Genomic DNA, 13,467 nt, shown 5'->3' with positions numbered 1-13,467 from the left:
CCGTCCTCCGCGCCGCCGTGGTTGTTCTCAAAATGGCTGACGAGCACATCTCGGAGACGCCGCTGAAGGATTTCGGATCGGCGGCAGCGGCCTTGCCTGCTCAAGGCATCACGCGACGCCTTGGCTTAATCTATGGCTCAACCCTTCGTGCTGGCAGTCTTGTCGAGTGCTGCGCGCAAGCCTTCTGCAAGCTTCACAGCGTCGTCGTTCGCCCAGAAGTGCATGAAGAACAGTCTGGGCTGCTCGTCGAGCATGTGGCTATGCAGGGCGGTCACCTCAATGCCGTGGGTACGCAGCGCCAGGATGACGGAGTTGACCTCGTCGCCGGTCAGGACGAAGTCGCCCGTGATGGCGGCCTTCCCGCCGCCGGTCGACTGGAAATTGATGCCGATGGCGACACCCATTGGGCCGACGGGGGTCAGCGGCATGCCGTCCTGCGTGATGGGGTCTCGCCGCTTGACGTTGAATTGGTAGACTCCGCCGTTAGCCTGTCCCTTCACGCCGATGATCTGGTCGAGCTTCGCCGTGTCGAGATCGAGGGCTGGCGGCTGGCTCGCGGGCGCCGCGGCCGTCAGGGGCGTCTTGCTCTCGGCCAGCGCCTCGTGCACTGCCGAGGCGATCTTGACGGGGTCACCGTGACCGGCGACGTGCATGTAGAAGGTGGCCGGGCTCGCGCGTAGCAGATGATTGTGTACGGCGGTGACTTCGAGACCGCTCGCGATCATCTTCGCCATGACGGGATTGATCTCGGTCTCAAGCAGCACGAGATCCCCCATGACCATGGCGCCGCCATGCGCAGGCTTGAAGGCGACCCAGCCGCCGAGCGCGAGCGCGGGCGTGATCGCGACTCCGTCCAGCGTCACGGACAGATCGGTACGGGGAAAGCCGTAGCGGTGGACATCATCTGAGACAGCAGCCTTCCGCCCCAGCGTCTCGTCGACCTTCTGCCAGTCGACGCCCTGCGCACGCGCCGGCGCAGCAAAAGCCACGATGCATGCGCCGAGCGCGACCGTTGCCTGAATTGTCCGTTTCATCCTCACTGCTCCTCGAGCTCAGTTTCGCTGTTTAATCTGACCGCTGCTGTCGATGACGAGCGTCACCGGCTTGCCGTTTTTCATCGCCTTGGCGGTCGTGCCTTCTGCCGTCGACTTGATGTCGCTGACCTGCGAGTAGCCGGCGGCCTGGATCTTGGCGATCAATTCCTCTTGTGTCAGGGCTTGGGCGGGCGACAGCCATCCCACGATCGCCGTCAGCATGGCGGCGCGACAAATCATCGGTATTCGCATTTGGGTCCTCCTGGCATGTAAGTTCTATCCCGGGTGCAGCGGAGAAGGGCCGCGATGCCTCGGCTGAGCCTCTTGCCGCTCCGGCAAGCCACGACGAGCATTCGGCGTAGAGGTCCGTGTCGATGCGCAAGATCAATCAGCTCGGCGCGGTCGACGCGCCTACCACTTGGGAAAGCATCGGACGAAATGTGGATGAGAAATGAAGGCATGCTGCGTCCTTGGGTAAAGGACGCGATTCTTGGGCATGTCGCCTCACGGGGAGATCGCAAGTCCCCGATGTCCTGAATTGAACTCCCGGACCCCCAAGCTGTCAACAAGTCCGCATCAGGAACTCCATGCGGGAACGTCACGAAGATTTCACCAATTCCGAGCCAATCCGGCGGGCGCATCTGGGAGAAAGCCGCTCTCGCTCGTCTTGAAACGCCCTGACGATCTCCCGTACAATGTTCCCGAGGGGACAAGCAGACTCCCCGTGAGACTTCGGTCCAAGCTCTGCGCAGCACGCATCACGTGGAGCTCGCGCATGGACACCGAAAGAAACCTCCCTCGACGCACCGTAGCCATCCTTTCGCGAGGAGACGCCCTCGCGCGTCGGGATGCGACGTCGAAAAACGGCCGCTTCGTCGACCTTTTCGAAGCACTCGCCGCGGTCGGCATCGAAGGGCGCCCTGCCATCTACGACGAAGGGTTCGCCGAGGAGGTCCGCGAGCAATTGCTCGCGGTGGACGGCGTGCTCGTCTGGGTCAACCCCATTCAAGACGGCCGAAACCGCGTCGCTCTCGACGCCCTGCTGCGCGACGTCGCCGCGCAAGGCGTGTGGGTCAGCGCCCATCCGGACGTCATCCTCAAGATGGGCACCAAGGAGGTTCTCCACCGTACCCGCTCGATGGGGTGGGGAAGCGATACTGCGCTGTATCGAACCGCCGCCGAGATGCGCGCCGAACTGCCGACGCGCTTGGCCGAGGGTCCGCGCGTGATCAAGCGCAACCGCGGCAACGGTGGTCAAGGCATCTGGAAGGTCGAGAAGGTGCCGGCTTCCCTCAAGATAAGAGTGCTCGACGCGACAAAGGAGGCGTCCGAGGAACTGACCCTGGATGGTTTCCTCGGTCGCTGCGCGGAGTATTTCGAAAACGGCAGCGTCATCGACCAACCATTCCAGCCTCGCCTGAGCGAGGGCGTGGTTCGCTGCTACATGGCCGGCGATCGCTGCGCTGGCTTCGGCCGTCACAAGGTCAAGGCCCTGGTCGACTTGCCTGCGGCGCGGTCCGAGGCCGGGCCGCGGCTCTACACGTCCAACGCAGACCCGCGCTTCCAGCGGCTGCGCCGGCTGATGGAGGACGAGTGGACGCCGGAGCTGACCTCGTTGCTGGAGATCGCGCGAGATGACCTGCCTGCCATCTGGGACGCCGACTTCATGCTCGGCCCCGTTCAGGCTGATGGCAGAGACAGCTACGTGCTCGGTGAGATCAACGTCAGTTCGGTGCATCCCTACCCGCGCGAGGCGCCTACAGAGATCGCCAAGCGGGTTGCCGATCGGCTGCAGCTTAACTTTCAAGCATGCTGACGGTCAGCGGCTCAAGCGCCTGCACATCTCCGTCTCATGGGCCGTTCGACTGCAGAACAATGCGACTTTAAGAGCCTCTAGCGAGCATACTTTTCGCCGAGGACAACCCTTTGATTCGCGAATGGCAGATCGTGGAGCGGCACCACGAGGACGACCCGGAGCACCAGTCATCTGCGCCACCGGCTTTTCGCCGGTCGCGCCGCGCCCGTCCCGGGCAGCCGCATCGTGAAAAAGCCTTTCCATCCGGAAGAGCTCGTCAGGACGATCAGGGAACTCGTTCGGAAAAGAGCGCGTCTCGTATTCGTCAGGATGGCAAGCGCGGCGAGGAAGCAGCTTTCGCCGGCCGAAATTGCTTCGAACTGGGACTATCCTTTTCACCTGCCGCCGCACGATTCGGCGGGCCGAACAGTTTCAGTGCAGTCTCGATCTTGGCGAGCAGCGCCCGAATTTCGGAACGCTCGTTCGGTCCCGGCTCGGCTTCAAGCCGCGTCCGGCAACGGCAGCGGGGGCCGAATCTGAACACGAATGCCGGTCGGGCCTACCGGCGCGAGGCAAGGGTTGAACCCGGAGCTTTGGCCTGATTGGCGGGGCCGCTCTGTAGCGCCGCTTTCCGTTCGGCGACGGCATGATCGAAAAGCTCGAGGACCAAGCCGAAGGCGGCGAGGTCATCCTGTTCGATCGCTCCTTCATCATAGCACTTCAGGGTTTCGCCGATGATCGCGTCGACTTCACGCTGTGACGCCAGCAGGTCCTGTTCTGAAACAGCATTGCGAAGCTCCGAAACCACGGCGAGGATTCGGTTGCGATGGCTGGTGGTATCGTCTCGGTCGTCCCGATTCAGATAGCGACGCAGCCATGCGGCGGCCGAACCAATCCCTGAAAGAAGGAGCAAGGCGAACCAGAAGTAGTCGCTGTACTTATCCAGAAAGGTGCGTTCGGTCCCGTTGATGACCGATGCGGCGCCCCGGTGAACGGCGGGCTCGGCTTCCTTCTCCGTTTCGGGCTTGGTGATGTGCGCAGCGCCGGCGACGCGTTGGGTTATCGTGTCTCGGACGGCGAAAAGCTGCCGGAAGAAAGCCGCCGCCTTGGCTTCTGACAGTTCCTTCCTGGCCAGGATCAGATGGCTGACGCTGATGGTGTCGACCTTGTCCTCGGGCCAGGCCGGTTTCGCGTTGAAGACGCTCGCGGGAATCTCCTCTGCTTCGTACCGGGCATGCCTCAGGGCGATGGCCTCGGATGCATCGATCGGAAGAAACTTGGGAGCTGCGCGCGCTCGCGAGGTTGCGGTGATCGCGTCGGACGTGATCTTGCTGTCGAGCGGGCCGACGGCGAGGTAGGCGTCGATCGTGGCGTCCTGCGCGAGCTTTTCGATCTCGTCGGTCCCAAATTGGACCGTCGCAACCTTGTCCGGCTCTACACCCGAGGCGATGAGGATGGTTCGCAGCAGCGCGAGGTTGGCTCCCGTCCTTCCGATGATGGCAACCTTACGACCCGCCAGATCGGCGATTTCTCCGATCTTAGCGGTGGGCTTCTTCTTGGAGTCGTTCCGAGCTCCCCCTTTAGGGGACCAAAGCACGACGTAGTTCTTCCGCAAGACCGCCACTGTCTGCGCGTCGGCGGGCATGCCGAGGTCGCCGCGCCCCACCGCCAGGTCGGCTTTGCCGGCGCCCAGCAAAGCCAACGATTCAGCGGCCCCCTCGGTCGTGATCGGGGAGAGCCGGACGGTCCTGCTTTCTTCGCCAAAAGCCTCGGCCATCGCCTCGACCACTTGATGATCATCGCTGCCTGCCGGTCCGACCGCGATCCGGAGGGTTTCGGGCTGCAAGACGTAGAACAGGGCAACCGCAGCCGCGCCGAAAGCGACGAATCCCAAAGCCAGCACGATCAACAGCCTTCGTTGGCGTCGATCAGGAGCACTCCTGACTGGATCAGATGATGACATCATGAATTGCGGCGCCCTCAGCTCAAGTCGATCTCGACCGCGATCCTAACCAGGTCGGAGTGGCTTTTGGCGCCGAGCTTGATCTTGAGCGCCGACGTCGTGTTGGCGACGGTTTTGTACGATATGCCCAGTTCGGACGCGACTTCCGATATCCGCTCGCCTCGACCCAATAACCGCAGTATCTCGAGTTCGCGGGCGCTCATCTGCGTCAGGGGGCTGGCCTTGATCGTCGCACTCGCGAAGACCGTCGCTTCGGCCAGCCGGGGCGAGACGAAGCGCTCGCCGGCCGCGACCTTCCGGATGGCCTTGGCCAGGACTCCGAGTTCGTCGCTTTTCGAGACGTATCCCTGGATACCCATTCCGACCGCTCGCACCACGAAGGCCGGATCGTCGGTCACGCTGAGCATGACGATCCGTGCGTCCGGGTCGTCCTTGCGGATCCGGCGCGTCAATTCGAATCCCGTCAGGTCGGGAAGCCTGATGTCCACGACGGTGACATCGGGATGCTTCTGCAGGAACGCGCGATGGCCGGCTTTCGCGTCGGAGGCCTCGTCGATCTCGACGGAGGGGTCGGATGCGAACAGGGCGCGGCATCCCGATACGACCACGGGATGATCGTCGACGATTAGCACCCGCATGATCGACTTTCCTTGTTAGGCACCTGCGTTTCCTCGATTTGCACGAGAGGAACGTCGCGGGGGCGTCAATGGTTCGAAATCGCCCGGGCACAAGACGGCGCCGGAGCGAAGCATCACCGCGTTGCAAGCTACGGATTTCATACCTCCCGTCACAGCCCGAGGCAGCATTGTTGCCACACCCCTTGAGCCAGATCGAAGGATCCTAAACGGAAGCAGAACCGGCGGTTCATGCGGCGTTCAACGCGCCCGGCCTAAGCAACCCGCGCCACCGGGGACAGTGCGCGAGGTGGAACATGTCTGGTTCTGGACCGGAGTTCGATCCCATCGGGGTCGTGATCGATTGGCTTGATGCGTGCCGGCAGGGACGCTTAGCGGACCTTTTGGAGCTCTACGCCGATCGGGCGACCCTCGATTGCTGCGACGGCGGACGTTTCGTCGGCCGTAGCGGCCTGCTTCGCTATTGGCCCGGCAAGCTGCGGGACGCGGCGCCGTCGGCGTTCGAGCTCCACGAGGTGTCACCCGAGGGTGATTGCGTCGTCCTGGATTACCGTGATTACGATGGTAGCAACGTGCGGACGAAATTCTGGTTTGACGATTTCGGAAACATCAGCAGGACCCGCTGCATACCGCTGGGCGGGCTCGGCTCGTGGGCCGCGTAGGGGGCTATGGTGAAGAGGTCGCCGCATTCGGCAAGCCTCTTCACCGTTACAACCACGATCAGTGCATGTGACCGATCAGATAGATGCCGCCGCCGACGAAAAGGACGGCCGGCACCGCCCAAAGAATGAGAACGGGCATCTTCGTCTCCTTCGGCTGCGGTTAGTTGGAGGAGCAGACCTTGACGGTCTTCATCCCGGCTTCGGCTTCCGTGCGGGTCTTGTAGACCGTACCGGACGGGCTAACGACCGTCGTGGTCGTGTCGACGGGCTTCTTGTCGACGATGGTGCAGTGCTTGGTCTTCGCGTCCTGGACGACGTAGAATTCGTCGGCTGCGAACGCCGGGGTTACGAAAGCCGCGATCAGCGTCGCAGCAGCAAGGGTTTTAAACTTCATGTCGTTTCCTCCAATACTCCCGGGGGGGGGCATATCCGCGGGGCATGGAGCTAACGGGAAAAAGTGGCAAATGGTTCCTGGCAGGAGGAACATTGCCGTGGCGGGCAGGTTCTTGGTGGCGCCGCATCAAGCGGCCTGGAGAACATGATGAAGAAGTTGCTGCTGCTTTCCGCCACCGCACTGCTGGTCTCGACGAGCGCCTTCGCTCAGACGACCGTCATCACGACGACGGGCACGGGACATTCGGGCGCGGTGCAGATCGAGCCGGAATACCGTACGAAGATCCGAACCTACGTCACCGAGCACAAGATCCGTCCGGTCGAGACCCGTGAGAAGATCGTGATCGGCTCGCCGGTGCCGCGCGACGTCGAGCTCGAGGCGGTGCCAACCGAGTGGGGCCCGTCGCTCACCAAATACCGCTATGTCTATTCCGGCGAGCGCGTGATGCTGGTCGATCCCGAAACCCGCGCCGTGATTCAGGAAGTCGAGTAACGGGTCGCGGCGGGTCGTCGAACTGATGCCCCGCCGCGAACTCGATGCAACTTCTCCCCGGAAATCGACTACGCACGATCGAGAGGAATTTCGATCTTGGCCCTCAGTCCACCGGAATCGAAATTCATGTCGACGCGGGCGCCAAGCTGGTGCGGAAGAAGACGTCGGAGAAGCTGCGTACCGAAGCCCATTCTTGCCGGCTGCGCCAAAAGATAGACGTCCTTTTCGATCCACTCGAACGCCAAGCCGTCGGCGATACGTCGCCAGACCACTTCGAGTTTGCCGCCGCGGGCGGACAGGGCGCCGTGCTTCACCGCGTTGGTGGTTAGTTCATGGAGGGCCATGCCGAACGCCATCGCAGGCTGCGCGCTCAAAACGATGTCGGGACCCGCAATCGTGACGCGATCGGCTTTTTCATCGCCGTACATGGCCAGTTCGTTCTCCACAAGTTCTCGCAGCACGACATGCCCCTGGTCGCCGGCGATGAGCATGGAGTGCGTCCTTGCGAGCGCCTCGATGCGGCCGTTAAAGGACTTGCCGAATTCGTCCAGCGAACGCGCGCTGCGAATCGTCGAACCTGCTAACGCCTGGACCGTGGCCAAACTGTTTTTGATCCGGTGTTCGAGCTCCTGGACGAGAAGGGACAGTCGCTGCTCGGTCGCAGACCGTCTCGCGACCTCGTCGCCGCTGGTGGCCACCGCAGTCCAACCGCCTCGGTCGCGACCGACGGTGACGTCGTGTCGGCGGACAACGTCGAGCACGTCGCGAGGTCCGCAACTGTCCATGCAGTAGCTGCACATCGAGATCATGCGACGCCCTTTCAGACCGAGCGACACGCGCGTTTCATAGTCCTGAAAATTCGTCCACTGCTCGCGGCGGAGCCAGCCTGTGTTACCATTGGTCCGGAAACCGTTGTAACCGTCGGCACGGGACTGCTCTTCGCTGCGCAGCAGGCCGCCGGCCATACGTTCTGCATCGATAACGCCGCCGGCATCGTACCACGTGCGGACGTCGTGAATTTCGATCTGCTTCGCGAGCTCCCTCCGGTCGAAGTCGCCGACCGCCGCTCGCAATGCGCTGCGGGCGTCCTCGGCTCCGAGCGGGTCCATCGCCACAAGCAGACATCGCTCGTCGTTCTCGAGCCCGGCCTTGAAATACGGGACAATCGTCTCGCGGAGATCGTCGACACTGGCGAAGAACTGGCAAAGATGCGAGCCCCATGGCAATTCATCGATGCCGGCAAGGCCGACCGGGGTGTAGTCCATCATGCACTTTCCAGATTCCTCGCCGCATATCGACGGGAATTTCTGGCAATCTAGCTCAGTCCAAGCCTATGGTCTGCGACAAACGGGCCACAGATTCGCCGATGCCGTTTGCGCCCTCGGAATACCAAGAGTTCCTTTGTTCACTTCTGAACCAAATGCAAGCGGCATTCGCCTCGTGCCTGGTTGTCAGCCGTTTCGCAGAGGCGGTTTGTGAATTTCCAGGTGACCGTGTTGAAGATCCTGGTGAGTTACCTGCAAGGCCATGCCTCGATGGCGGAGCTGAAGCGCGACATGGCGTTACTGGCGACGAGCGGGCGGGATTGGGCGGAGCGCACAAGGCGTCTCGCGGCGCGGGTTCCGGACCTCGACATCTTCGCGCAAGGACTGGTCGAGCGTCGCGACGGCGGCTGGCGGATCACCGAAAAGGGCCGGGCCGTGCTCAAGGCGATGGAGCAAGAGCGGCTTTAGGGCCGCCCCATAGTCGTTTCGTCGGTTCCGAATTTGAATTGCCACTTTTTCCCGATTTGAGGAACGATCGGCCGGGCGCGCGGTTGGTGTGCGATTTTCGCTGGAGGACACACCATGATCAAACGCCAGTTGATGACCACCACCGCAGCCATTCTGATTTCGACCGCGGCTTTCGCGCAGAGCAATTCCAAGGATGTTCCGAGCGCGGCCCCTTCGGCGCAGCAGACCGAAAAATCAACATCGACACCACAGACTTCCAATCCCTCGACCGCGACGTCGACGCAGTCGCAGGCCTCGCCTCCGCCCGCCTCGTCCCAAACCCCCTCCGCGTCTACGACCACTCAGACGCAGCAGAACACCGCGACAGACAGCGCCCGCTCAACCCCGAACTCGACGGCCACGAACGGCACCAACGCCAACCCCTCGGCGGGGACTCAGCAACCGGCTACGGCGAGCCAGAGTCAGCCGGGCCAGCCGGCAGCCAATCAGCAGCAGTCGACGAATCCGGCGCCGTCCACGGGCACCAACCAGGCGCAGCAGACGCCGTCGATGGGCAGTTCATCGAACCCCTCCGCGCGGCAGCAGGGTACGCAGCAGAGCGCGGGAGCTGGAACTGGTTCCGATCGGGCGAATGTTTCGGTTCAGCTCAATGACACGCAGAGAACTCGCGTCAGCGAATCCGTCTCGCATCTGAACGTCAAGCCCCTCACCAATGTCAATTTTTCGGTGTCAATCGGGACGGCAATTCCGCGCGACGTGCGCCTTCAGCAACTTCCCGCCGACGTGGTCGAAATCGTTCCGCAGTACCGGGGCTACAACTTCGTCCTAGTCCGCGACGAGATCGTGATCGTCGACCCTTCGAGCTACCAGATCGTCGCCACCATGCCGTACTCGGGACGATCGACGGCGACCGCTCCGGCGCCCCGCGAGCAGCGCAAGGTGACCTTCAGCGATCGCGATCGCGAGACCGTGCGAAAGCACGTTCGCGCGGCGCCCGCCGAACGGCGGACGACGACGACGGGCAGCACGGTGCGGACTGAGATCCGCAGAGGCGAACGCGTGCCGGACGGCGTCGAGATCGAAGCCTTCCCGGAGGAGGTCTATCGCGATGCGCCGACAATGCGGGAATACCGTTACATCCACCGCGATAGTCGCACCTACATCGTCGAGCCGCAGGAGCGGCGCGTCATCGAAGAAATCGACTAACCAAACCCAGTAAAGGAAATACGATGAAGACCATTCTGCTCGCAGCCGCCGCGGCGGCATCGCTCGCAACCGCCGCTTCGGCCGCACCGCTCAACGTCGGGGGCCTGGCCACCGTAGAGATGACCAATGTAGAGCAGGTGCGCCTGGTCTGCGACCAATACGGTCGTTGCTTCCGGACGCGCGGCCCCCGCTACGTCCAGCGCTACTATGGCGATGGCGACGCCTACGTCGCGCGCCGGAGCTACGGCTACCACGGCGGAGCGGGCTACTACGATCGTGGCTACGGCTACTCCAGCGGGCCGAGCGTGGGCTTCAGCTTCGGCACCCGGGGCTGGTGATCGACGAGACTTTCGAGGAAGGGGCCGCCGCTTGGACGGCCCCTTTCGTTTATCCGACGTCAGGCGGCGGCGGAATTTGCCCCATGGCCGGAGGGCCCGGCGGAGGACGGATGGCGCTCTGCGCTGACTCCTTCCAACTTTGGTCAGGTTAGGGACTTCGCCCGTCGACACACGGTCAGCCCTCATCCGCAGCCCGTTAAAGAACGGTGCCTGACCTTCCCCACCGCTGACTTCGCGCTGTGCTCGATCTCCGTGAGCAGCTTCAGCCCGACCCAAACGCCCTTCTGAGGGTCTTCCTGACAAGCGGCTCCGCCGTCTCCGGAACGCCGCCCTCGATGTCTTGTCGAATCCGTCGTCGACCTTGCCGGCGTAGACGAGATCGGCGCCCTTGCGCCGTCCGGCGTAGTTCAGGCCTGAAAGCTCGCGAGTTTCCTGTACCAAACGTGGTACATCAAACTCCGAGGGCGGGAAGTTAGCGAGAAGTACCTGATTTTGTTGGTAGCGGGAGAGGGACTCGAACCCCCGACCCCAGGATTATGATTCCCGTGCTCTAACCAGCTGAGCTACCCCGCCACAGGGTCGCGAACGGCTGTAGGGCCGATCTCGCGAACGCGCGGCATATAATGAAGGGGAAGCCGGGAAGTCAATCCGCCTTCGCTCAAGCTTCGGCGGGATAAGGCGGTTTGGGTCGAAACGCCGCCGATTTTGACGCCGGATTTCCCCATTTTCGAGCGCCCGACTCGCGGAAGAGCCCCCTCACCCGAAATCCGCGCTTTGCACAGAGTTCACCTCTACCGACAGGGAGGCGGAAGACCGCAAAAGCGCGAAAATCTGTTACTTCGGCCGGACCGTCTGGTCGCCGCCGGGGCTTCCGGGGGGCGGGATAACCGGGGTGTTGCCGCCGGTGTCCGGAGCCGGGGCGTGCATGTCGGGGTCGACGCCGGAGGGCGGGCAGAGCACGCCGTCTGTCTTGGCGAGCTTGTCGCCGAGCGGTTCACGGGACTGGCCGGTGGTGGCGGTGCCGTCGGGGGCGGAGGTCATCCGGTCCGAGGGCGCGCAACCAGCCGCGCGTTGTGGGGACGGCGGCGCAGTCGCTTGCGGCGGCGTGGCCGGGGCGGGCGGCGCCTGCGCGATTGCGCTACCTGAAGCGGCGATCACGAGGCTGGCCAGAATGATGTTCAATGTGGTGCGCATGCAAGGGAAACGCGCCGATCACGGCGCGTGTTCCCGCGACACGATCACGATTTGTGGTAGCGGATCAGCGAAAAGTGCCCCATCGGCGGCATCGGGCGGCGCTCGGCCAGCGTGACGCCGCCGTGTTTGGCAGCCCAATCGACCAGACGTTGCCATGGGAATTCCGGGCGCCAGCCGAGGCGACGGGCGATGGGGGCGAAAGCGAGCTCGAACAATTTGCGCGGGCCGCTCTCGGCGCCGATGTGGTTGACGAGGATCAGCTCGCCGCCGGGCTTGAGCACGCGCACGAACTCGTCGAGCGTGCCTTCGGGATCGGGCACGGCGGTGATGACATATTGCGCGACCACCGCGTCGAAGAAGTTTTCGGGGAAGGCGAGGTTCTTCGCGTCCATCACCGAGAGCACTTCGACATTGGAGAGGCGAAGCGAGCGCACGCGCTGTTGCGCCTTGCGCAGCATCGGCTCGGAAATGTCGACACCACAGATCTTCGTGGTGCGCGAATAGTCTGAGAGCGAGAGCCCGGTGCCGACGCCGACGTCGAGGATGCGGCCGCCGATGCGGTCGGCCTCCGCGATGGTCGACTGCCTTCCGGCGTCGAACACCTTGCCGAACACGAGATCATAGACCGGCGCCCAGCGGCCATAGGCCTTCTCGACCCCGGCCCGCGAGATGTCTGCTGCCATGCCCCCTGCCCCAGCCTATGTTCTTAGCCGCGCACCGCTTCCACCAGCGGCCTCGCTGCGTTGCTCGCGACCTTGGCCGCGGCGCTCTGGATGAAACCACCGCCGAGCACGCGGGCCTGTCCCGAAGGCGCATCGTAGAACACGCAGGCTTGTCCCGGCGAGACGCCCTCCTCGCCGCCGACGAGCTCGACCTCGTAATGGCCGTCGCTGCCGCGCAACCACGCGGGCTGCGGCGCGCGGGTCGAGCGCACGCGCACGAACAGTTCAAGGCCTGCGCCGATGGCGCGGTCGATATCGCCATTGCCGATCCAGTTGACGTCGCGCAGGGAGATGCGGTGCATCTTCAGCGCATCGCGCGGGCCGACGACGACGCGGCGGGTGGCTGCCTCCAGCCGCACCACGAACAGCGGCGCGTGAGCCGCGATGCCGAGGCCGCGACGCTGGCCGACGGTGAAATTGGCGATGCCGTTGTGCCGGCCGAGCACGCGCCCCTCGAGATCGACGATATCACCGGGGTCCATCGCGTTGGGACGCAGGCGGGTGATGATGTCGGTGTAGCGGCCGGTCGGCACGAAGCAGATGTCCTGGCTGTCGTGCTTGTCGGCGACGGACAGGCCAAAGCGACGCGCCAGCTCGCGAGTCTCGGGCTTGGTCATGTCGCCGAGCGGAAAGCGCAGGAAGTCGAGCTGCTCCTGTGTCGTAGCGAACAGGAAATAGCTCTGGTCGCGGTCCGCATCGGCCGCGCAGACCAGCGCGCGCGAGCCGTCCTCGCGGCGCCGCGAGGCGACGTAATGGCCGGTGGCGAGCGCCTGAGCCCCGAGTTCGCGCGCGGTCTTCAGAAGGTCGCGGAACTTGACGCTGCGGTTGCACTCGATGCACGGCACCGGCGTCTCGCCGAGCGCGTAGCTGTCGGCGAAATTGTCGATGACGGATTCGCGAAAGCGATCCTCGTAGTCGAGCACATAATGGGGAATGCCGAGTTTTGCCGCGACGTCGCGGGCGTCGTGGATATCCTGGCCGGCGCAGCAGGCGCCCTTGCGATGGGTCGCAGCGCCATGGTCGTAGAGCTGCAGGGTGATGCCGACGACGTCGTAGCCTTCCGCCTTCAGAAGCGCAGCCGTCGTCGACGAATCGACGCCGCCCGACATGGCGACGACGACCCTGGTGTCCTCAGGACGGCCTTCGAGATCCAGACTGTTGAGCATGGGCCTTTGAGGGTTGTGACGGCGGCGTGCGGCGATCCGCGATTTCATGCTTCTCGCGGGACGTGGTCGATCCCCGGGAACATTGGTTCCCGCAAGGCACGACTGCCCGGTCGAAAGCGGCGGAGAGTAACCT

The 13,467-nt window shown here is 63.6% G+C and carries 14 protein-coding genes, 1 tRNA gene and 1 pseudogene; 6 read left to right on the top strand and 10 right to left on the bottom strand.

All coding sequences use genetic code 11. From position 1 onward, the window contains the following. Window positions 1-137: 137 nt before the first annotated feature. Window positions 138-1,034 carry a DUF1259 domain-containing protein gene (locus JQ580_RS03715; protein ID WP_212278360.1) on the bottom strand — a complete coding sequence of 299 codons (897 nt, stop codon included), beginning with the start codon at window positions 1,032-1,034 and terminating at the stop codon, window positions 138-140. 18 nt (window positions 1,035-1,052) lie between these two features. Further along, window positions 1,053-1,286: a hypothetical protein gene (locus JQ580_RS03710; protein WP_212278359.1), complete on the bottom strand. Its 234-nt coding sequence runs from the start codon at window positions 1,284-1,286 to the stop codon at window positions 1,053-1,055. A 523-nt stretch (window positions 1,287-1,809) separates the two neighbouring features. Between JQ580_RS03710 and JQ580_RS03705 the strand changes: the two genes are divergently transcribed. After that, window positions 1,810-2,850, top strand: a complete 1,041-nt coding sequence (locus tag JQ580_RS03705; RefSeq protein WP_212278358.1) for a Cj0069 family protein — start codon at window positions 1,810-1,812, stop codon at window positions 2,848-2,850. A 538-nt stretch (window positions 2,851-3,388) separates the two neighbouring features. Here the strand turns inward: JQ580_RS03705 and JQ580_RS03700 are convergent. Both JQ580_RS03700 and JQ580_RS03695 read right to left on the bottom strand, forming a co-directional pair. Next, entirely contained in the window at window positions 3,389-4,792 is a 1,404-nt protein-coding gene (locus tag JQ580_RS03700) for a TAXI family TRAP transporter solute-binding subunit (RefSeq protein ID WP_212279186.1), read from the bottom strand. A gap of 17 nt (window positions 4,793-4,809) precedes the next feature. Further along, entirely contained in the window at window positions 4,810-5,430 is a 621-nt protein-coding gene (locus JQ580_RS03695) for a response regulator transcription factor (protein WP_212278357.1), read from the bottom strand. 293 nt (window positions 5,431-5,723) lie between these two features. Between JQ580_RS03695 and JQ580_RS03690 the strand changes: the two genes are divergently transcribed. Continuing rightward, window positions 5,724-6,089 (top strand): nuclear transport factor 2 family protein, encoded by a 366-nt coding sequence (locus JQ580_RS03690; RefSeq protein ID WP_212278356.1) that lies wholly within the window; start codon window positions 5,724-5,726, stop codon window positions 6,087-6,089. Between the two features lie 160 nt (window positions 6,090-6,249). Here JQ580_RS03690 and JQ580_RS03685 read toward each other — a convergent pair whose 3' ends face one another. Next, entirely contained in the window at window positions 6,250-6,483 is a 234-nt protein-coding gene (locus JQ580_RS03685) for a hypothetical protein (protein WP_212278355.1), read from the bottom strand. 144 nt (window positions 6,484-6,627) lie between these two features. Here JQ580_RS03685 and JQ580_RS03680 point away from each other — a divergent pair, with 144 nt between their 5' ends. Then, window positions 6,628-6,975 (top strand): DUF1236 domain-containing protein, encoded by a 348-nt coding sequence (locus JQ580_RS03680; protein WP_249133913.1) that lies wholly within the window; start codon window positions 6,628-6,630, stop codon window positions 6,973-6,975. 68 nt (window positions 6,976-7,043) lie between these two features. Here the strand turns inward: JQ580_RS03680 and JQ580_RS03675 are convergent, their stop codons facing one another. Next, the gene (locus tag JQ580_RS03675) at window positions 7,044-8,243 is read right to left on the bottom strand and encodes a sensor histidine kinase (protein ID WP_212278354.1); all 1,200 of its coding nucleotides are present in this window, start codon (window positions 8,241-8,243) and stop codon (window positions 7,044-7,046) included. Window positions 8,244-8,450: 207 nt separating this feature from the next. Between JQ580_RS03675 and JQ580_RS03670 the strand changes: the two are divergent. From JQ580_RS03670 to JQ580_RS03660, 3 genes and pseudogenes are all read left to right on the top strand, one after another. After that, window positions 8,451-8,693, top strand: a pseudogene (locus JQ580_RS03670) (hypothetical protein); the annotation flags it as partial. 129 nt (window positions 8,694-8,822) lie between these two features. Continuing rightward, window positions 8,823-9,914 (top strand): DUF1236 domain-containing protein, encoded by a 1,092-nt coding sequence (locus JQ580_RS03665; protein WP_212278353.1) that lies wholly within the window; start codon window positions 8,823-8,825, stop codon window positions 9,912-9,914. 23 nt (window positions 9,915-9,937) lie between these two features. Next, a complete protein-coding gene (locus tag JQ580_RS03660; protein ID WP_212278352.1) occupies window positions 9,938-10,252 on the top strand; it encodes a hypothetical protein in 315 nt (104 codons plus the stop codon). Window positions 10,253-10,748: 496 nt separating this feature from the next. Here the strand turns inward: JQ580_RS03660 and JQ580_RS03655 are convergent. From JQ580_RS03655 to mnmA, 4 genes are all read right to left on the bottom strand, one after another. Beyond that, window positions 10,749-10,825 (bottom strand) — tRNA-Met (locus tag JQ580_RS03655). Between the two features lie 261 nt (window positions 10,826-11,086). Next, complete coding sequence (locus tag JQ580_RS03650; protein WP_212278351.1) at window positions 11,087-11,446, bottom strand: hypothetical protein; 360 nt, start codon at window positions 11,444-11,446, stop codon at window positions 11,087-11,089. A gap of 44 nt (window positions 11,447-11,490) precedes the next feature. After that, entirely contained in the window at window positions 11,491-12,129 is a 639-nt protein-coding gene (locus JQ580_RS03645; RefSeq protein WP_212278350.1) for a class I SAM-dependent methyltransferase, read from the bottom strand. 23 nt (window positions 12,130-12,152) lie between these two features. Next, window positions 12,153-13,334: a tRNA 2-thiouridine(34) synthase MnmA gene (gene mnmA / locus JQ580_RS03640; protein ID WP_212278349.1), complete on the bottom strand. Its 1,182-nt coding sequence runs from the start codon at window positions 13,332-13,334 to the stop codon at window positions 12,153-12,155. Between the last annotated feature and the right edge of the window lie 133 nt (window positions 13,335-13,467).

Source organism: Bradyrhizobium sp. SZCCT0148 (assembly GCF_018129985.1).
GTDB classification, from domain to species: Bacteria; Pseudomonadota; Alphaproteobacteria; order Rhizobiales; family Xanthobacteraceae; genus Bradyrhizobium; species Bradyrhizobium japonicum_H.
This window is presented reverse-complemented; position numbering and strand designations above follow the sequence as displayed.

What these genes read in the sequence shown, in the direction of transcription:
- JQ580_RS03715 (WP_212278360.1), bottom strand. Translation starts at nt 1,034, where the DNA reads ATGAAACGGACAATTCAGGCAACGGTCGCGCTCGGCGCATGCATCGTG.
- JQ580_RS03710 (WP_212278359.1), bottom strand. Translation starts at nt 1,286, where the DNA reads ATGCGAATACCGATGATTTGTCGCGCCGCCATGCTGACGGCGATCGTG.
- JQ580_RS03705 (WP_212278358.1), top strand. Translation starts at nt 1,810, where the DNA reads ATGGACACCGAAAGAAACCTCCCTCGACGCACCGTAGCCATCCTTTCG.
- JQ580_RS03700 (WP_212279186.1), bottom strand. Translation starts at nt 4,792, where the DNA reads ATGTCATCATCTGATCCAGTCAGGAGTGCTCCTGATCGACGCCAACGA.
- JQ580_RS03695 (WP_212278357.1), bottom strand. Translation starts at nt 5,430, where the DNA reads ATGCGGGTGCTAATCGTCGACGATCATCCCGTGGTCGTATCGGGATGC.
- JQ580_RS03690 (WP_212278356.1), top strand. Translation starts at nt 5,724, where the DNA reads ATGTCTGGTTCTGGACCGGAGTTCGATCCCATCGGGGTCGTGATCGAT.
- JQ580_RS03685 (WP_212278355.1), bottom strand. Translation starts at nt 6,483, where the DNA reads ATGAAGTTTAAAACCCTTGCTGCTGCGACGCTGATCGCGGCTTTCGTA.
- JQ580_RS03680 (WP_249133913.1), top strand. Translation starts at nt 6,628, where the DNA reads ATGATGAAGAAGTTGCTGCTGCTTTCCGCCACCGCACTGCTGGTCTCG.
- JQ580_RS03675 (WP_212278354.1), bottom strand. Translation starts at nt 8,243, where the DNA reads ATGATGGACTACACCCCGGTCGGCCTTGCCGGCATCGATGAATTGCCA.
- JQ580_RS03665 (WP_212278353.1), top strand. Translation starts at nt 8,823, where the DNA reads ATGATCAAACGCCAGTTGATGACCACCACCGCAGCCATTCTGATTTCG.
- JQ580_RS03660 (WP_212278352.1), top strand. Translation starts at nt 9,938, where the DNA reads ATGAAGACCATTCTGCTCGCAGCCGCCGCGGCGGCATCGCTCGCAACC.
- JQ580_RS03650 (WP_212278351.1), bottom strand. Translation starts at nt 11,446, where the DNA reads ATGCGCACCACATTGAACATCATTCTGGCCAGCCTCGTGATCGCCGCT.
- JQ580_RS03645 (WP_212278350.1), bottom strand. Translation starts at nt 12,129, where the DNA reads ATGGCAGCAGACATCTCGCGGGCCGGGGTCGAGAAGGCCTATGGCCGC.
- mnmA (WP_212278349.1), bottom strand. Translation starts at nt 13,334, where the DNA reads ATGCTCAACAGTCTGGATCTCGAAGGCCGTCCTGAGGACACCAGGGTC.